This window comes from Streptomyces longispororuber (assembly GCF_024448165.1).
Classification (GTDB): Bacteria; Actinomycetota; Actinomycetes; order Streptomycetales; family Streptomycetaceae; genus Streptomyces; species Streptomyces longispororuber_A.
Genome location: NZ_JAMOLN010000071.1, coordinates 23936 through 42474, shown reverse-complemented (window position 1 = coordinate 42474; position 18539 = coordinate 23936). Strand labels below are relative to the sequence as shown.

Here is an 18539-nt window from a genome sequence, read left to right as displayed (position 1 = left end):
GGCGCGCCTGCGCCCAGGCGATTTCGTGACCGGCCCCGGCCCACGGTTCGTCCGCGGCCAGCACGGCGCGCACGGTCAGCCAGGCCTCGCCCCCGCCCACCGCGGGCAGGTCGGGCACGGGGATCTCCCCGGTGTCCCGCGCGGCCACGTCGGGCGTCTTCAACTCGCCCTGCGCACCAGGCACCCCGTCGACCTCCAGGGTCCACAGGAAGCGCAGGTGCGCGAGGTCCCGCACGTCGTACCTGTTGCGGACGCTCACCCGGCCCGCGGCGAGATCGATCGCCATGCGTACGGGTTCGACGGCCCTCCGGTAGGCGGCCAGCCCCGGGGACGGCGTGCGGTCGGGGCGGATCAGGCCGTCCACGCAGAACGTGCCGCCGTGCGGCCGGTCGCCGAAGTCGCCGCCGTACGCGAAGTACTCCCGGCCGTCCTCGGTGGTGCGGCGGAATCCGTGGTCGATCCACTCCCAGACGAAGGCGCCGGCGCACCGCGGATGCCGCTCCAGCGCCTCCTGGTAGTCCTCCAGTGAACCGGGGCCGTTGCCCATGGCGTGCGCGTACTCGCACAGCAGGAACGGCAGGCCCCTCCTGCGCTCCTCCAGTTCGGGCAGTCCTTCCGTCTCGGGCGGTGCGTCCTCGGCGCGGCGGCCGATGCGGTCGACGTCGGCGACGGGCGCGTACATGAGGCTGTAGAAGTCGGAGTGCCGGTAGGTGCGGTCGCGCTCGTAGTGCAGGGGCCGGGAAGGATCTCGGTCTCGCGTCCAGGCCTCGAGGGAGGCGAGGTTCTCGCCCGCGTGGCTCTCGTTGCCGAGCGACCAGATGACGATGCTCGGGTGGTTCTTGTCGCGCTCCACCATGCGGCGCATCCGGTCCATGAGCATCGGCCGCCAGCGCGGGTCGTCGACGGGGTTGCCCTCCCATGCCGCGTGGATGAAGCCATGGGTCTCGATGTCGCACTCGTCGACGACCCACAGGCCCAGTTCGTCGCAGAGGTCGAGGAAGGCCGGGTGGGGCGGGTAGTGGGCGGTGCGGACGGCGTTGACGTGGTGCTGCTTCATCAGGAGCAGGTCGGCGCGCATCGTGTCGACGGTGAGGGCGCGGCCGTGGTCGGGGTCGTGCTCGTGGCGGTTGACGCCGCGCAGCAGGACGGGGCGGCCGTTGACGGTGAAGCGCCCGTCGACGACGGCGACCGTGCGGAACCCGATCCGCAGCCGGACCCGCTCCCCGGCGGACGTCAGATCGGCGTCGTACAGGCGGGGTTGTTCGGCGCTCCAGGGCGCGACACCGGGCAGGGTGACGGGTTCGCCGGCCGGGTGGCCGTGCAGGCCGAGTTCGGGGACGGAGACGCGGGCGGGCAGCGGGGTGTCGATGCGCAGGTGTCCGAGGCGCCGCTCGTGGTCGTAGCCGGCGTGCACGAAGAAGTCGTCGATGCCGTCGGCGGGGCGTTCCAGCAGGGTCACGTCGCGGAAGACGCCGGGCAGCCACCACATGTCCTGGTCCTCCAGGTAGCTGCCGGACGACCAGCGGTGGACGCGGACGGCGAGGTGGTTGCGGCCGGTGCGCAGTGCGGTGCCCGCGGCGAACTCGGACGGCAGTCTGCTGCCCTTGGACATGCCGAGCTCGCGGCCGTTCAGCCACACCTTGAAGCACGAGTCGACCCCGTCGAACCGCAGCACGGTGCCGTGCCGGCGCCATTCCGCGGGCAGGTCGAAGACACGGTGGTGGTCACCGGTCGGGTTGGCGTCGGGGACGTGCGGCGGGTCGATGGGAAACGGGTACGCGGTGTTGGTGTAGCGGGGCGTGCCGTGGCCGTGCAGCACCCAGTGCGACGGCACGGGCAGCGGGGACCAGGCGGGGTCGGCGGGCGCGGGCCCGGCGAGGAAGTCGAGCGGCGCGTCGGCGGTCGGCGAGAGCCTGAAGGACCAGGTGCCGCCGAGGTCGAGCCGGGCGGCGTCGGAGGGCGGCGGCGCGACGCGGGGCGGACGCAGGCCCGCGCCCGGAGTCAGGTCCTCCCAGTACGGCAGCGCTTCCGTGGCGTCCGGCATCAACGACCCGTCCCCTCTTGACTTTTGACCTGCGTGGCGTCTCCATGGACACAATGGAGACATATACGGAGATACCGGCTGGAAGTGTGCAACTGCTTCCCCATCTCGGCCGCATCGACTACCTGGACGTCCCCAACCCCTTCGCCCAGCGCCTCGCCCTGGTCAGGGCGTATCTCATGAGCCTGGACAGCGACTGCCTGCTGCGCGCCCACCGCTTCGAGGCGGGCCTGTTCGCACCGGGTGCACCCGCGCCGACGACCGCCTGGCACGGCGGCTGGGAGGCCCTCGACTCGCAGTTGCGCGGCCACTTCCTCGGGCACTGGCTGTCCGCCGCCGCGCGCCTGTGCGCCACGGCCGCCGACGGAGATCCGGTGCTGCGCGCCCGCGTCGACGACGTCATCGCCCAACTCGCTCTGCTCCAGCGGGAGAACGGCGGCGCCTGGGTGTTCTCGATCCCCGAGAAGTACCTGCACCGCATCGCCGCGGGCCGGCCCGTGTGGGCGCCGCACTACACCGTGCACAAGACCCTGATGGGTCTGATGGACGCCCACCGCCTGCTGGGCAGCCAGGTCGCGCTCGACATCGTGGTGCGGGCCGCGCCCTGGTTCCACCGCTTCACCGAGGACCTCGACCGGACGGCGCTCGACGATCTGCTCGACCACGAGACGGGCGGCATGCTGGAGGTGTGGGCGGACCTGTACGCCGCGACGGGCGACAAGACGCATCTCGACCTCGTCCGCCGCTACGACCGGCCGCGTCTGTTCGAGCCGCTGCTCGCGGGCGACGACCCGCTCACGAACCGGCACGCGAACACCACGATCCCCGAAGTCCTCGGCGCAGCACGGGCGTTCGAGGCGACCGGCGACGAGCGGTGGCGGCGCGTCGTCGAGGCGTACTGGCGGTGTGCGGTGACCGGGCGCGGCCGGTTCGCGACGGGCGGGCAGACCAGCGAGGAGGTATGGACACCACCGCACGAGTTCGCCGCCCGCCTGGGCACGCGCACCCAGGAGCACTGCGTCGTGCACCACATGGTCCGCCTGGCCCACACCCTGCTGCGCTGGACCGGAGACCTCGCCTACGCCGACCACATCGAGCGCACCGTCCACAACGGCGTCCTCGCCCAGCAGCATCCGCGGACCGGGATGCCCGCCTACTACCTGCCGTTGCGGCCCGGCTCGGTGAAGAAGTGGGGCACGCCCACCGACAGCTTCTGGTGCTGCCACGGCACGATGGTGCAGGCCCACACCCTGCACACCGCGCACGCCTGGTACCTCCACGGCGACGGGAGCGGGCTGCTGCTCGCCCAGTACGTGCCGTCCACGGTGCGGTGCGAACTGCGCGGCGTGCGGATCGAGTTGGAGCAGCGTCCCGATACGGGGATCGGTTCGCACATCGCCGCGGGCGGGGCGGCAGGGGCGGTGCGGCGGCCGGACCGGTGGGCCGTGGAGGTGGTGGTGCGGGCCCGGCGGCCCGTGGAGTTCACGCTCGGGCTGCGGGTACCGGAGTGGGTGACCGGCCCCGTGACGGTCGAGGTCGACGGGGTGCCGCAGCCGGTGCCCGACGGGCCGGGGCTCGTGCAGGTGCGCCGGTCCTGGCACCGGCAGACGGTGCGGATCTCGCTGCCGACCGGGCTGCGCGCCGAGCCTCTGCCGGACCGGCCGGACACCGTGGCGTTCCTCGACGGGCCGGTGGTGCTTGCGGGCCTGTGCGACGAGGAGCGTGAGCTGGTGGGGGACGTGACGCGCCCCGAGTCGTTCCTGGCTCCCGACGAGGAGCGCGAGCCGTTCCGCTGGAGCGGCGCGTGGCGGGCCCGCGGGCAGAGCGCCGGACTGCGGTTCATACCGTTGCACGAGGTGACCGACGAGCGGTTCGCGGTGTACTTCCCGGTGCGGACCGCCCCGCTCACGCATCGAAACCCCACTCCCCCGGCACCGTGAACTCGTGGCTGCCGGGCGGCACTTCGCGGACGTCACGGCCGCCGCCCGGCAGCGGCAGCTCCACCCGTGAGTCCGCGCCGGGCGGCAGGGTGACGGTGAGCCGGAACGCGTGGGGCGTCCGGTGCCAGGCCACGGACACCCGGCCGCGCGGGGTGTCGTACCAGGCGCTCGCCCAGGTCAGATCGCCGACCGGGGCGGGCCGGACGACGATCCGCTCGTACGCGACGGAGTCCGCGGCCTGCCGCAGCCCCGCCAGCGACCCGGTGAGCCACTCGGCGGCGGCCCCCAGCATGTAGTGGTTCTGCGAGGAGCCGCGCGTGGGCCCGTCCCAGCGTTCGGTCAGCGCGGTCGCGCCGTGGGCGAGCTGGTAGCCGTAGCTGGGGTTGTCGGTCCGGCTCAACAGGTCGAGGACGACGTCGTCGCGGCCGCCGTCGGACAGCGCGCGCAGCAGGGACGGCAGGGCGATCTCGCCGACGGTGACGTGGTCGCCCGCCGCCCTGATACCCGCGACGAGGTGGTCGAGGACGGCCGCCCGCTCCCCCTCCGGCACGGCGCCGGCGGCCAGCGCGAGCGCGTCGCAGGCCTGGCTGCCGCTGCCATACGTGGGGTGGCGCGGGTCGGAGAACTCGTCGTGGAAGGCGCGGGCGACGGCGGCGGCGCGGGCCCGGTGGGCGGCCGCGTCCCCGGTCCTGCCGATCGCTTCCGCGATGTCGCCGAGCGCGGCGAGGATCCGCTGGAGGGCGAAGGTCGCGGTGACGGCCTTGGGCGTGGAGTCGTCGAACGCGATCCAGTCACCGAGTCCGTGCTCCAGGATCAGCCCCGCGCCGTCGCGGGAGCGGGAGTCGAGGTGGGCGAGGTAGCGCAGCATGTGCGGGTAGTGGGCGCGCAGGGTGGCGGTGTCGCCGTAGGTGCGGTGCAGCCACCAGGGGGCGAGGACGATCGCGCCGCCCCAGTTCGCGTCGTCGCGGAACTTGTCCTCGAAGACGGTGTACTCGGGGGCGATGTCCGGGACGAGTCCGGTGTCGGTCTGGGCGTCGGCCATGTCACGCACGAGCTTGCGGTAGTAGGCGGCGACGTCGTAGCAGCCCGCGACGGCGGGGAACACGAGGTGGGCCTGTTCCAGCCAGCCGAGCTTCTCGCGGTGCGGGCAGTCGGTGAGGACGCTGTACATGTTGCCCTGCACGGCCCGGTCGATGAGGCGGTGGATCCCGTTCAGCAGGTCGGACGAGCAACGGAAGCCTCCCGCCCGGGTGTTGGCGACGCGCATCGCCTCGCCGCGCACCGCGTCCGGGGCGGGTGGTGCGGGCAGCCCTTCGACCTGGAGGTAGCGGAAGCCGTGGTAGACGGTCGCCGGGTGCCAGCTCTCGCCGTCCGGGTCGCCGCGCAGGGTGTAGCGGTCGAAGCAGGGGGTGCCGGTGAAGCGCTGGTTCACCGTGCCGTCGGGGGCGAGGAGTTCGGCGGGGCGGATCACGACCGAGGTGCCCGCGGGACCGGTGACGTCGAGACGGGGGCGGCCGGCGATGTTCACGCCGAGGTCGAAGACGTGGACGCCGGGCCGGGGTTCGCTCAGGGCGACGGGGGTCAGGGTCTCGACGACCTCGATCGGCGGGTGGGCCCGAGCGGTCAGGGCCACCGCTCCCGGCAGGGGCGCGGCGACGGCCGGACGCCAGCCGCCGCGGTCGGCGCCGGGGCGGTGCCAGCCGGCCTGCTCCAGGCGTGCGTCGTGCTCCTCGCCGCCGAACCAGGCCGAGACGGTGACGGGACCGGGCGCGGCGGACCAGTGTTCGTCGCTGACGAGGGTCGTCGACGTGCCGTCGGCGAACTCGGCGTACAGCAGGGCGAGAGCGCGCGGGTCGCCGTGGTCGGCGCGCAGTTTGGTGTAGCGGCCGTCGGTGTCGAGGACGCGCGCGATGCCGTTGCCCAGGCTGATGCCGACGGTGTTGGGCCCCGCGCGCAAGGCGTCGGTGATGTCGTACGTGGCGTACAGCAGGCGCTGGTCGTAGGCGGTGCAGCCGGGTTCGAGGAGGGCGTCGCCGGCCCGGGTGCCGTTGACGAACGCTTCGTACACGCCGAGCGCGGTGGCGTACAGGCGGGCCCGCACCGGGGCGTCGGGCAAGGTGAAGTCGCGGGCGAGCAGCGGCAGTCGGTCGCCCGCGCCGAGGTCCGGCGCCGTGATCCACCGAGCGTCCGACCAGTCGTCCTCGGTGGGCAGGCCGGTCTCCCAGGTGGCGGCGGCGCTCCACGGCGAGGGCCCTTCGTCCCCCCAGACGCGTACCCGCCACCACACGCGCTGCCGGGCGCCCGGCGGCTTGCCCGCGTAGCGGACGCCGACGTGCGCTGGACCGGGTACGCGTCCGCTGTCCCACAGATCGCAGGTGCCGGAGGCGAGGAGTCCCGGGGCGGTGGCTGCTTGGACCTGGTGGGCCTGCTGAGTTCCGGCTGACAACTGCCAGGTGAGGTCGGGGTGTTGGTTGTCGATGCCGAGGGGATCGGTGAGGTGGTCGGTGCGCAGGGTGTGCGGGGCGGCGGTCATGGGGCTGGCTCCCTGGGGGCAGTCGCGGTCGGTACGGCTCCGGTGCGGCCGGCGGCCCGTTCGAACAGATCGACCGGTCCGGCCTGACCGCCTTTGAGGAGCGCGGTGACACCGTTCAGGGCGGGGTCGGCGAAGGTCAGTCGGCACAGGGCCGCGCCGGGGGCGAGCAGCGTGTCGATCTCGGCGGTGCGGGCGTCCAGGCGACGCAGGACGCGGCCTGCGGTGTCGCCGCCCGCCACGACGAGCCGGGTCGCCCCGGCATCGGTGACGGCGGTGCGGGCGGCGTGCGCGAGGGCGTCGCCGAGCGTGTCCCCGGGGTCTGTGCCGCTGTTGGGGCCCGCGTGAACCATGGCTCCGGGTGCCTGTCCGTCGAGCGCTTCGCGTACGGCGTCCCGTAACCGGGCGAGAGCCGCGGGTGTGGTGTCGCAGCCGCGCCTCGGGTCGGCGGGCACCTCCACCGTCCGCCAGCCGCGGTCGCGGGCGTGGGCGATCTGGGCGGCGGTGCGCGGGGCACGGCTGCCGGAGACGACGAGGGTGCGGGCGGGCGAAGGCGCCGAGTACGGTCTCGTCGCCGGTGCTCCGGCCAGGACTTGGGCCACGGCCAGCGTGAGGCCGCCCGAGCCGATGGCGAAACGGGCCGGGTCGGCGGCTCCGGTGGTTCCGATGGTTCCAGTGGTTTCTGTGGTGAGGACGAGCCGGGCCGCGTACCGCGCGTGCGCGGCGGTCAGGGCGTCGAGGACGACCAGGCCCGGCGCGGCGGCGAGGACGGCTTCGTAGCGCGATCGGGCCTGCGCGAAGGGCAGTTCGTAGGCGCTCACGTCGAGCGAGGCGACGGGAAGCCGGGTCTGCCGTGCCAGGTGGCGGCGCAGATCCGACTCGGTCATGGGGGTCACCGGGTGCCGGGACATGGTGGGCTGCCGGTCGAGGCGGTGCACGTGGCCGTCGTCGTCGGTGGCGAAGTGGTGGCCGAAGACGGTGTGGCGGCCGAAGTCGGGCTGTGCGGCGAGCAGCGGGACAGGCGCTGCGCCGAAGACGTCGCGGCCGATCTCCGCGGCTCGTCCCAGGCTGCCCCGGTGCGGGGCCGAGTCGGCGGTGGAGCACATCTTGTACTGGACGAACCCGGCGCCGGTCGCCCGCAGCGCTTCGAGCGCGGGCCCCACCTCGGCGTCCATGGCGTCGGTGGACAGGGCGCGGGCGGTGCCCGCGATGCCGATGACGTCGCCGACGGGAGCAGGTGACGCGGCGACGCGGCCCGCCCAGGAGAAGACCAGCGTGCCGCGCAGTCCGGCCCGATGGCACTGCGCGAGGGCGTCCGTGGAGCCCGTCACGTCGTCGCCGTAGAACGCGAGGCGGGGCCGAGGGCTCATGCGCCGAACCGTTCGAGGGCGCGGGCGAGCGGCCGGTCGCGGGCGGCACGCCGGTCGAGGGACTCGCCCGCCACGGCGGCGTGCCAGGCCGAGCGCATGGCCGCGACCCCGTCGGCCGGCCCGTCCGGGTGAGCGTGGATGCCGCCGCCCGCGAGCACCAGCAGGTCGCTGGTGCCCAGGAGCCGGTACGTGCGGTGGGCGAGGCCCGGGTGCTGGCCGGAGGACAGGACGGGCAGCGTCTCGTAGCCGTCGAACAGCGGGCTGCGGACGGCGCGCACGGTTGCGGCGACGTCGGCGTCGGACTCGTAGAACTTGCTCGCGACGCCGCCCACGTGCAGCTGGTCGACGCCGACCAGGCGGGCCAGCTTCTGGAAGACGACAGGACCGAGGCCGATCTGCGGGCTGCGCAGCAGGGCGCCGCTCATCGCGCGGTGGCCGTGGATCGGCAGGGTGCTGCGGCGGCGCAGGTACGCGACGCCCGCCGGGCCGACGGTCTGGACGCACACCATGACGCAGGTGCCGCCCGCGTCGCGCACGAGGTCGTGATGGGCGGCGAGGCGGTCGATGTCGTCGGTGATGTTGAAGGCGTACATGGTGCGTCGGCCCGTGCGGCGTGCGGCCTTGTCGAGTTCCTCGGTGACCACGGCGACGCGGTCGCGCAGTGGGGCGTGCGGTGGGTTCGCGGTGAGTTCGTCGTCCTTGACGAAGTCGATGCCGGCGAGGGCGAGTTCGCGGACGAGGGTGCGCAGCGCGTCCAGGTCGAGGCCGACCCCCGGTTTGACGATGGTGCCGATCAGGGTTCCGTCGGGCCTGCCGGTGAGCCGCCGGGTGCCGGCGACGCCGAACGCGGGGCCCGGGTAGCGGCGGGCGAACGCGGGCGGCAGGTCGAGGTCGACGAGGCGTACGGCGGCGAGTTCGCGCAGTTCGAAGAGGTTGCCCGCGACGGCCGCGAGGAGGTTCGGCAGGGAGGGGCCGAAGTTGTGGAGCGGGAACGCGATCCGGACGCGGGCCCGGTGCGGCACATCCGTGGCGCCCGAGGGTGGTCCGGCGGCGCCGGGCAGCGGCGGGAGGCCGTCGTCGGGCAGCTCGGTGACCTCGATGACGCGTGCCCCGAAGCGTTCCCGCAGCCGTGCGGACTCACCGGGTACCCGCACGAACGTGCCGGTCGACTGCTCGCCGGCGAGGATCTCTGCGGCTTCCGCGGGTGGCAGATGGGTCGCGATGTCGTAGGTGGCCAGCACGTGTGTGGCGCTCATCAGGGCCTCCTCACTGTTCGGCGCGGGTCAGCGGCCCGGCCAGTAGGCGGGCCGGCTGGTCAACGGGACGGATCCAGGCGGTACTTGACCGTGTCGTGGCCCCCGTCGAACGCCTCGAAGACGTCCTGCGCGGCATCGAGCGGCAGCGCCTCGGCCGTCGCGAGCGGGCGTACGTCGAGGGTGCGGGCGCCCACCGCGCGGGCCGCGGCGCGGAAGTCGTCGGGGGTGTACAGGCAGGCGCCCCTGACGTGGATCTCCTTGAGGACGAGCGGGTTGAGGGCGGCCGTGACGGGCCGGGCGAACATGGGCAGGACGATCACGGTGCCGCGCGGGCGGCACAGGGTGAGCGCCTCGTCCAGGCAGGTGGGGTGGCCGGAGGCGACGACGACCGCGTCGAAGGCGTCGGCGGATTCCGTGAGGTCCTCCGTGCCGACGTCGCCGACGCGGCGGGTGCGGCAGCCGGAGACGTACGCGGCCAGCGTCAGGGCCGCCTCGCGCACATCGCTGACCAGGACGTCCGCCGCCCCGTGGAGCCGGGCCGTGGCCGCGGTGAGCGCACCGACGGCGCCCGCGCCGAGCACCGCGACCCGGCTGCCGTGCCGCACGCCCGCCGCCCGTACGGTGTGCCAGGCCACGGCGGCCGGCTCGATCAACGCGCCCTCGTCGTAGGTGAGTTCGTCGTCGATGGGGACCAGGGTCTCGACGGGCAGGGCGACCCGGCCCGCGAGCAGCCCCGGGAGTCCGGCGCCGGGCACCCTGCGGTGCGGGCACAGGTGGGCGAGGCCGCTCTCGCACCGCTCGCAGCGGCGGCAGGCGGCCAGGGGCAGGACGGCGACGCGCGTGCCATCGGCCGGTCCCCGGCCGGACGCGGCGCGCACGACGCGGCCCGCGCCCTCGTGGCCGAGGACGACGGGTGGGCTGCGGAAGGGATGGTGGCCGCGGAACGCGGCGAGATCGCTGCCGCACAGGCCGACCGAGCGCAGCTCGACGAGCGCCTCGCCCGCCGCGGGCCGCGGAGCCGCGACCCGCTCGACCTCGATTCTCCGGACCTGTCTCAGTACGGCTGTGCGCATCAGCCCTCCGAACCGTCTCCGTCCACCCGATCCGAGAGGCTGGCATGCCACCTGGTGCGAGCGGTTGTCCGGAACCGTAAAGCCGGTGCGACGCCTCGTCAACACCCCCGATTCATCGATGAGTTGGCGCTGTCCTGCACTTTCTGACCCCTTGACGCTCCTCGTCGGCCGCGCCTAGCGTTCTTGACGTTCGCCCTCATCAGCGCTCCTCCGGACTCCGAGACGGCGAGATCCCCATGCCTGGCATACCAGCAACACTCCTTCTGGAAGAACGGGCCGAGCTGGCCATGAACGCGGTCGTCAACCTGGCCGACCCGGACCTCGACGGCCTCCCCTTCTTCAGCGCCGACCTGCTCGCCGACCCGGCGGAACTGCGGCACGGCGACTGGGACTACGGCTCCAGCCACGGCCGGCTCACCGACGCCTGCGTGCTGGCCCGGCGGATGACCGGCGCCGCCTGGTGGGCACCGGCCGAGAAGGCGTACAAGAAGACGCTCCTCGACCTGCTCGGCCCCGACGGCCTGACCTGGCGGCGCACCCATCCTCGCGGCCACTGGGAGGCGACCGCCGGCCTGATCGACCAGCGGGCGACGCTGCTCGCGCTCACCACCTGGTTCCAGGACGACGGCGACGAGCAGGTGCGCGCGGCCGCCGACCGGCTGGTCGGGGCACTGCACCGGATCGCGGTGAAGGAACGCGACGTCTGGTACTACCCGGCCTCCGAGTACACGCGCGACGGCTGGCCGTCGGCGCACGCCGTGCAGCTGCACCTGGCGCCGGACCCGGCGTCGTTCTGCGGCCGCCTGATCATGCCGCTGCTGCGCTGGCACCGGCTCACCGGCAACGCACAGGCGTTGGAGCTGTGCGGCTGGTTCGCCCGGCTGATCACCGAGTACAGCGGGGTGTTCGCCGATGACGGTTCGTTCAACGCGGCGCTCGCCTACCGCAGCGGCCACTTCCACACCCGGCTCGGCACCCTCGACGGACTCGCCAAGTACGCCGTGCACACCGGTGATCACGCGCTGACCGCGTACGTGCGCCGTTCGTTCGACTGGGCACTCGCGCGGTGCACCGCGTACGGCTGGACGCCCGGCGATCTGGCCGGGCAGCGGTTCGAGCACGAGACGTGCTCCCTCGTCGACCTGATCGGCATCGGGACGACGCTCGCCGGGGCGGGGCACACGCGGTACTGGGCGGTCGTCGAGCGGTTCCTGCGCGGGCACCTGACGACGTCCCAGCTGACCGACGTCGACTGGGTGCGCTCCGCGCCCGACCGCGAGGGCGACGAGCCCGGCTGGGTGACCCGGCACCGGGTCGGCGAGCGGGTGCGCGGCGCGTTCGCCGGGTACGGCGCTCCGAACGACTACGTGAACGACGCGGTCCTCGGCCGCGGCCACACCGCCGACGTGCAGGCGTGCTGCGTGGGCTCGGGAGTGCGGGGCCTGTTCACCGGATGGGCGGCGGCCGTGACCGGGGACGAGCGGCTCGTCCGGGTCAACCTGCTGCTCAACCGAGGCAGCTCCTTCGTCGACGTGCACAGCCATCTGCCGCACGAGGGCCGCGTCGACCTCCATGTCCGCCGCGACTGCGCCGAGTTGCGGATGCGGGTGCCCGACTGGGCGGGCCACGCACACCTGCTCGTCGCCCGCGGCGGGCACACGGCGCGCGGCGGCGAGCCCGGCATGTGGGCGCCGGACGGCACGCTGCGGTTTCCGGCACCGCGCGCGGGCGAGCGGATCACCGTCACGTTCCCCCTCGCGGAGCGTGTCACCGAGGAGACCGCGGCCGGCCGCTCGTACCGGGTGCGCTGGCGCGGCGACGACGTCATCGGCATCGAACCGGAAGGCAGGACCCGCCCCATGTACACCGCCCGCACCGTCGAACCGCACGCGCCGCTGCGCGAGCACGCCCTGCACGTACCGGCCGAGGAGTGGTCCTGGTGAGCGCACCACGACGCAGAACGTTCCTGGCCGCCGCGACGGGGGCGTCGGCCGCGCTGTGGCTGTCCGCGGGCCCCGCGCGGGCCGCGACCGCGACCGACCGGCGGGCCGCCCGCATCCTCGCCGGCATCCGCACCCCGCGCTTCCCGCGCCGCACCGTGCCGATCACCGACCACGGCGCGGTGGGCGACGGCGTGCACGACTGCACCAGCGCGATCCGGGCCGCGATCGACGCCTGCGCCGCGGCGGGCGGCGGGCGGGTCGTGGTGCCGCCCGGCGACTGGCTGACCGGAGCCGTCCAGCTCCGCGACCGCATCGACCTGCACCTGGAGCAGGGCGCCACCCTGCGGTTCCGGCAGGACCCGGCCGCGTACCTGCCCGCGGTGTACACCCGCTACGAGGGCACCGAGTGCTTCAACTACTCGCCGTTCGTGTACGCGTACGGCTGCCGGACGGTGGCGCTCACCGGTCGCGGCGTCCTGGAGGGGCAGGCCGACGCGGACCACTGGTGGAACTGGACGAAGGGCGTCGACGGCGGCCCCTCCCCCGAGTCGCCCGACAAACAGCAGCTGCTCGCCTGGGCCGAGGCCGGCGTGCCCGTCGAGGAGCGGGTCTTCGGCGAGGGGCACCATCTGCGGCCGAACATGGTGCAGTTCTACCGCTGCCAGGACGTCCTCATCGAGGACGTCACCGTCCGCGACTCACCGATGTGGAACATCCACCCGGTCCTGTGCACCAACGTGACCGTGCGCGGCGTCACCGTGGACAGTCCGAACGGCCCCAACAACGACGGCTGCGACCCGGAGTCCTGCGCCTACGTCCTCATCCAGGACTGCGTGTTCGACACCGGCGACGACTGCATCGCCTTCAAGGCCGGGAAGAACGCCGACGGCCGGCGCGTCGACGTGCCCATGGCGCACGCCCTGGTGGAGCGGTGCGAGATGCGCGACGGGCACGGCGGCGTCACCATCGGCAGCGAGACGACGGGCGGGGTCCACGACATCGTGGCCCGCGACTGCCGTATGTCCAGCCCCGACCTGGACCGGGCCATCCGCATCAAGTCGAACCCGGTGCGCGGCGGCCACATCCGCGACGTGCTGTGCGACGGCATCGAGGTCGGGCAGGTCGGCGAGGTCGTCGTCGAGGTCGCCCTCAACTACGAGCGGATCGACACCGGCCCCTACTACCCCGATGTACGTGGCATCCAGGTGCGGAACCTGACGGCACAGAGCGGGCCCCGCGCGTGGACGCTCCTCGGCAACGACGCGAACCCGATCCGCGACGTCAGGTTCACCGACTGCCGCTTCGACGGCATGACGGGACCCAACGAGGTGGTCGACGTCGAGAGCCTGGTGCTGACCCGGGTCACCGTGAACGGCCAGGAGGCGACGGCCTGATGGACACCGCAGCCCCCTGGCGGGAGGCCGACGCGATCGTGGCGCGGGTGGTGCGCCCCCGCTTCCCCGACCGGGACTTCCCCGTCCCCCGGTACGGCGCGGTCGGCGACGGCCGCACCGACTGCACGACGGCACTGCGCCGCGCGATCACCGCCTGCCACACGGCGGGCGGCGGGCGGGTCACCGTTCCCCCGGGCACCTACCTCACCGGCGCCGTACGGCTGCGCAGCGACGTCGAGCTCCATCTGGAGGAGGGCGCGACGCTGTGCTTCCGCCAGGACCCGGCCGCGTACCTGCCGCCGGTCCTGACCCGCTTCCAGGGGGTGGAGTGCTACGGCTACGCGCCGTTCGTATACGCGCGCGACGAGCGGAACGTGGCGGTGACCGGGCGCGGGGTCCTCGACGGGCAGGCCGACGAGGAGCACTGGTGGCCATGGTCGGGGCAGGCCGAGTTCGGCTGGCGGCGCGGCATCCGGCACCAGGAGGAGGACTGGCCGCGACTGTGGCGGCAGGCCGAGGACGGCGACCCCGTCGAGCGCCGCGTCTACGCGGACGGCTGCCGGTTCCGGCCCAACTTCGTGGAGTTCCAGAGCTGCCACGGGGTCCTCGTCGAAGGGGTCACCATCATCCGCTCCCCCATGTGGGAGATCCACCCGGTGCTGTGCAGCAACGTGCTGATCCAGGACGTGACGATCGACAGCCCCGGCCCCAACAACGACGGCATCGACCCCGAGTCCTGCCAGGACGTCGTCATCAGGCGCTGCGACATCACCGCGGGCGACGACTGCATCGCCATCAAGTCGGGCCGCGAGGCCGACGGCCGCCGGATCGCGACGCCCAGCGAGAACATCGTCGTCGAGGACTGCGTCCTGCGGCACCGGTACGGCGCCGTCACCCTCGGCAGCGACATGACGGGCGGCATCCGCAACGTGTACGTGCGCCGCTGCCGGATCGGCGGTCCCGGGCTCTACTTCGGCCTCTACATCAAGACGAACTCCGTGCGCGGCGGCTTCGCGGAGAACATCCACCTCGCCGACCTCACCGTCACGCACCTCACCAAGGAGTTCGTGACCTGCGACTTCGAGCGCGGCGAGGGCGACACGGGCGCCTACCCGCCACAGGTGCGGGACATCAGCATCAGCCGCGCGACTGTCGGCCGGGCCCGTCGCGCCGTCCTCGCCCGCGGCTACGCCCACGCCCCGATCCGTGAACTGCGCCTTTCCGACGTGCACTTCGGGAACCTCGCCGAGCCCGATCTCGTACAGCATGTGGAAGGTCTCGTACGGGAGAAGGTGACCGGTGGAGGGTGACATGCGGCCGGGAAGGTTCGACCACTGCCCCTGGGAGTTCTGGAGCCGCAGCGACGAACGGCAGCAGGCCGACCAGCTCGCCCACCAGAAGGAGCTGGCGGAGCGGATCGGGGACGCCGCCTTCGGCGAGCGGGTGTTCGTGTCGCCGTGGGCGGGGGTGCACGCCGACGCGCTGCACCTGGGCGACCGGTCGTACATCGGCGCGCACGCCGTCGTGACGGACGACGTGCGGGCCGGCCCGGACTGCACTCTCAACCCGTTCTCGACCGTCCGCGGCCGGATCGTCCTCGGCGACGGGGTGCGGGTGGGCGCCCACACCTCGCTGCTCGGCTTCAACCACGGGTTCGCGCCTCAGGAGCCGGTGCACCGCCAGCCGCTCACCTCGCAGGGCATCGTCATCGGCGACGACGTGTGGATCGGTTCGCACGTCGTGGTCCTCGACGGCGTCACGATCGGCGACCACTGCGTCGTCGGCGCGGGCGCGGTCGTGACGAAGGACCTGCCCGCGTGGTCGGTGGCGGTGGGGAACCCGGCCCGCCGGGTACGGGACCGGCGCGACACCGGGAGCGCCCCGAAACCGCCGGCCGGCCTGGACGCGCGGCTGGAACGGTTCGCGGAGCGGGCCAGGGAGCAGGTTCCGGCGCTCCTCGCCCGCTGCCGCACCGACGACACCTGGGCGGACCGCCCGGGCGCCGCACCGACCGTGCGGGCGCCGTGCGACGCCGTGGAGATCTCGGCGCTGCTGCTCGACGGGCCGCCGCCGGGCTCCGACGGGGCGGAACTCGCCGTAGGTATGCGGCAGTTGCAGGATCCGGTGAGCGGGCTCGTGCCCGAGGTCGGAGGAACGGCGCCGTCACTGGACGACGACGCTGCGATGTACCACGTCCTGTGCGTCGGGTACGCCCTGGAACTGCTCGGTTCGGGGTTCGCGCACCCGGTGCGGGCCGTCACCGAGCTGTCGCCGGAGGAGCTCGTCGCGCGTCTGGACCGGTTGCCGTGGCGGACGGAGGCGTGGCGCAGCGGGCACTGGGTGGACGGCGTGGGCACCGCCCTGCGGTTCGCGGCGCCGTCGCCGCTCACCGAGACCCTCTTCGGGTGGCTGCTGACCCGGGCCGACCCGGTGCACGGCCTGTACGGGGCGCCGGGCCCCAAGGACGGCTGGCGGCAGCCGGTGAACGGGTTCTACCGGGCGACGCGCGGCACGTTCGCGCAGTTCGGGCTGCCGCTGCCGTACCCCGAGCGCGTCGTGGACAGCGTGCTCGGGCACAGCAGGGACCCGGCCTGGTTCGGTTCGGACCGGGGTACCGCCTGTGACGTCCTCGACGTGATCCATCCGCTGTGGCTGTGCGCCCGGCAGACCGGACACCGGGGCGGCGAGGGCCGGGACTGGGCGCGGGGGCAGCTGGAGCGGGTCCTGGGCCGCTGGCAGGACGACGCCGGGTTCTCCTTCGCGCTCGAACCCGGCGACCGCGCCCCGCACACGCCGGGCCTGCAGGGCACCGAGATGTGGCTCGCGGTCACCTGGCTCCTCGCCGACCACCTGGGCCTCTCGGACGCGCTCGGCTACCGCCCGCGCGGCGTTCACCGCCCCGAGCCGGCGCGCACCGGCACGGGCTGAGCGGCGAGGCCGCCCGCGGCCCGCATCCGCAGCGCCTGCGACAGCACCTGGGCCGTCACCCACGACGGGTTCCAGGTGTTGCTCGTGCCGCGGTCCTGCCAGTTGGTGGGGAAGAACCCCTCGGCCTGCTCGCCCGGCTGCTGGAACCCCCACTCGCCGGGCCGCGTGCAGACGCCCTGCCCGAAGGCGGCGAGGGTCGTCTCGCCGAGCCGCCGGTACACCGGCCGGTCCACCAGGTCGCCGAGGCGCGCGAGTTCATGGGCCGGGAAGAACACGTCGACGTGGTGGTTCTGCACGCTGACGCCCGGCCACCCGGTCGTCTCGAAGCCGCCCTGGAAGGCCGGACTCCACTGGTAGACCCAGGTGAGCAGCCAGTCCGCGGCCTCCTGCGCGCAGACCGCCCAACGCTTCTTGCCGGTGAGCCGCAGCAGTTCGTACGCGCACAGGAAGTAGCCGATGCCGCCCTCCTTGTCCTCGCAGGCGGCGTCGAGGGTGGCATGGGCGAACGGGGTGGAGAAGTCGTCCGCATGGCGGCGCCGGTACTCCTCCGTCAGTGCCTCGGCGTGACGCAGCAGGGCGCGGTCGCCGGTGACGCGGTGGGCCTTCAACAGGGCGAGGACGCACGGGAGTGCGGCCGCCGAGCCGGCGCCGGGCAGCGGTGTGCCGTCCGGCCGCCAGCCGTACGGGGGCGGCCCCTCCCCGCAGGTGGCGCGCACCCCGTCGGTGAGCGCGTGCACCCAGCCGTACGGCACGGCGTGGCCGTGCGCGCGGAACAGCAGGATGACGTCGGCGAGGTCGGCCAGGGTGTCGCCGTAGGCGCGGGCGGACACGAAGGGGCCGGTGCCGTCCCGTTCGAACCCCGACCAGGTGCCCGAGTCGGTGGCGTAGAAGCTGAGGCGCAGTCCCGGAGCGTCGGGGGCGGCGCTGCCGTCGAGGTAGAAGTTCACGGCGCGGCGGGCCCGTTCGACGCGCCACGAAGCGCCTTCCTCGACGCCGATGCGGGCGTCGCACCACGCGAGTTTGAGGGCCTGCCCCGTCCAGCCGTACAGGAATCCCGGGGTGTGGTCGGGTCCGGTGAACTTCAGGTAGCCCGCCGCCCCGTCGCGGTCGTGCCAGCGGCGGTCCAGGGCGGACGTCTTGAGCCGGATCAGGTCGTCGAGCTCCAACGGGCGTGCCCCGCGCGGCCGGTAGAGGTCGATGCCCCGGTGGACCAGGGCGCGGAAGCCGTGCCCCGGGCGGGTGGGGCGGCCCCAGTCGACGGCGTGGCGGCTGTGGTGTTCGGCGCCCGGCGGCAGCGTCCGGTACCCGTCGTCGCAGGGGGCGGTCCGGCCCTTGTGCACGTAGGCCGTGTCCGGCTGTCCGGCGAAGAGCAGTGCGCCGCTGACGCCCAGCAGGCAGATGCCGCGCCCGCCGGACAGCGCGCCCAGGGATCCGTCGCCGGGTTCCGCCGCGTAGAGGGTGGCATACCACCTGTGGGAGGGCGCGCCCCACTCCGCGTGGGCGGCGGGCACGGGGAGCCGGTGGTCCTCGACGACCAGGCCCTCGTCGGGGCACGGGCCGAGCCGCGGCACGACGCGTGAGGGGTCGGCGGACGGGTTGCCGCGGTACAGGACCTGGGGCAGCGTGACGGACTCGGGGCGCAGCGCGGGCAGGGGCAGGCACACCCCCAGCACGGCTTCCCGGATGTGGTGCTGGGACGTGTTGCGCCAGGTCACGTCCAGGCGGAGCATCCCCCGGACGAAGGCGCAGCGCAGGTCGGCGACGAGCCCCGGCGGCCCGTCGTCGAGCTCCACGCTCACCGCGAGGGACCGGTCGTCGCAGTCGGCCCGCCAGCTGCGGAGTCCGGGGCGCAGGACCGCCCACGGCCGCCCCACGGACACCACGAAGAGGTCGTGCAGGTCGACCTCGAAGCACCGGCCCCCCGGGTGCGCGGCATGTCCGAAGCCGAGACGTGGCCGGCCGTCAGGCCCTTCGGCCAGTTCCAGCCACCTGTCACCGTCAGCGATGCGAGACATTACCAACTCCCCATCCATGCACAGGTGTTGACCGCACTCACGGTCGACG

General features: G+C 73.8%; 11 protein-coding genes. 5 read left to right on the top strand and 6 right to left on the bottom strand.

What is annotated here, in order from left to right; genetic code table 11:
- The coding region (locus M4J07_RS20900) for a glycoside hydrolase family 2 TIM barrel-domain containing protein (RefSeq protein ID WP_255974114.1) at positions 1-2044 on the bottom strand (2044 nt) is incomplete at its 3' end.
- A gap of 86 nt (positions 2045-2130) precedes the next feature.
- Between M4J07_RS20900 and M4J07_RS20895 the strand changes: the two genes are divergently transcribed.
- Complete coding sequence (locus M4J07_RS20895; RefSeq protein WP_255974112.1) at positions 2131-3981, top strand: beta-L-arabinofuranosidase domain-containing protein; 1851 nt, start codon at positions 2131-2133, stop codon at positions 3979-3981.
- Here M4J07_RS20895 and M4J07_RS20890 read toward each other — a convergent pair.
- The 4 genes from M4J07_RS20890 to M4J07_RS20875 are packed head-to-tail and all read right to left on the bottom strand — an operon-like array spanning position 3947 to position 10210.
- Positions 3947-6514: an alpha-L-rhamnosidase gene (locus tag M4J07_RS20890; protein ID WP_255974110.1), complete on the bottom strand. Its 2568-nt coding sequence runs from the start codon at positions 6512-6514 to the stop codon at positions 3947-3949. The two genes, M4J07_RS20895 and M4J07_RS20890, sit on opposite strands and share 35 nt — an antisense overlap.
- The gene (locus tag M4J07_RS20885; RefSeq protein WP_255974109.1) at positions 6511-7881 is read right to left on the bottom strand and encodes a four-carbon acid sugar kinase family protein; all 1371 of its coding nucleotides are present in this window, start codon (positions 7879-7881) and stop codon (positions 6511-6513) included. Before M4J07_RS20885 ends, M4J07_RS20890 begins: the two co-directional genes overlap by 4 nt.
- Positions 7878-9137 (bottom strand): RuBisCO large subunit C-terminal-like domain-containing protein, encoded by a 1260-nt coding sequence (locus tag M4J07_RS20880; protein ID WP_255974107.1) that lies wholly within the window; start codon positions 9135-9137, stop codon positions 7878-7880. Before M4J07_RS20880 ends, M4J07_RS20885 begins: the two co-directional genes overlap by 4 nt.
- A 59-nt stretch (positions 9138-9196) precedes the next feature.
- Positions 9197-10210, bottom strand: coding sequence for a zinc-dependent alcohol dehydrogenase (locus M4J07_RS20875; protein ID WP_255974106.1), 1014 nt, complete (start codon positions 10208-10210; stop codon positions 9197-9199).
- A gap of 236 nt (positions 10211-10446) precedes the next feature.
- Between M4J07_RS20875 and M4J07_RS20870 the strand changes: the two genes are divergently transcribed.
- The 4 genes from M4J07_RS20870 to M4J07_RS20855 are packed head-to-tail and all read left to right on the top strand — an operon-like array spanning position 10447 to position 16475.
- On the top strand, positions 10447-12153 hold the full coding sequence (locus M4J07_RS20870; RefSeq protein ID WP_255974104.1) for a glycoside hydrolase family 127 protein: 1707 nt from the start codon (positions 10447-10449) through the stop codon (positions 12151-12153).
- Positions 12150-13547 (top strand): glycoside hydrolase family 28 protein, encoded by a 1398-nt coding sequence (locus M4J07_RS20865; RefSeq protein ID WP_255974103.1) that lies wholly within the window; start codon positions 12150-12152, stop codon positions 13545-13547. Before M4J07_RS20870 ends, M4J07_RS20865 begins: the two co-directional genes overlap by 4 nt.
- Positions 13547-14857 (top strand): glycoside hydrolase family 28 protein, encoded by a 1311-nt coding sequence (locus M4J07_RS20860; RefSeq protein ID WP_255974101.1) that lies wholly within the window; start codon positions 13547-13549, stop codon positions 14855-14857. Before M4J07_RS20865 ends, M4J07_RS20860 begins: the two co-directional genes overlap by 1 nt.
- 1 nt (position 14858) lies before the next feature.
- Positions 14859-16475 carry an acyltransferase gene (locus M4J07_RS20855; protein WP_255974099.1) on the top strand — a complete coding sequence of 539 codons (1617 nt, stop codon included), beginning with the start codon at positions 14859-14861 and terminating at the stop codon, positions 16473-16475.
- Here M4J07_RS20855 and M4J07_RS20850 read toward each other — a convergent pair.
- Positions 16439-18490, bottom strand: coding sequence for a hypothetical protein (locus M4J07_RS20850; RefSeq protein WP_255974098.1), 2052 nt, complete (start codon positions 18488-18490; stop codon positions 16439-16441). The two genes, M4J07_RS20855 and M4J07_RS20850, sit on opposite strands and share 37 nt — an antisense overlap.
- Positions 18491-18539: the final 49 nt, after the last annotated feature.

Coding starts and splice junctions, on each gene's coding strand:
- M4J07_RS20890 (WP_255974110.1), bottom strand. CDS start 6,514: ATGACCGCCGCCCCGCACACCCTGCGCACCGACCACCTCACCGATCCC.
- M4J07_RS20885 (WP_255974109.1), bottom strand. CDS start 7,881: ATGAGCCCTCGGCCCCGCCTCGCGTTCTACGGCGACGACGTGACGGGC.
- M4J07_RS20880 (WP_255974107.1), bottom strand. CDS start 9,137: ATGAGCGCCACACACGTGCTGGCCACCTACGACATCGCGACCCATCTG.
- M4J07_RS20875 (WP_255974106.1), bottom strand. CDS start 10,210: ATGCGCACAGCCGTACTGAGACAGGTCCGGAGAATCGAGGTCGAGCGG.
- M4J07_RS20870 (WP_255974104.1), top strand. CDS start 10,447: ATGCCTGGCATACCAGCAACACTCCTTCTGGAAGAACGGGCCGAGCTG.
- M4J07_RS20860 (WP_255974101.1), top strand. CDS start 13,547: ATGGACACCGCAGCCCCCTGGCGGGAGGCCGACGCGATCGTGGCGCGG.
- M4J07_RS20855 (WP_255974099.1), top strand. CDS start 14,859: ATGCGGCCGGGAAGGTTCGACCACTGCCCCTGGGAGTTCTGGAGCCGC.
- M4J07_RS20850 (WP_255974098.1), bottom strand. CDS start 18,490: ATGTCTCGCATCGCTGACGGTGACAGGTGGCTGGAACTGGCCGAAGGG.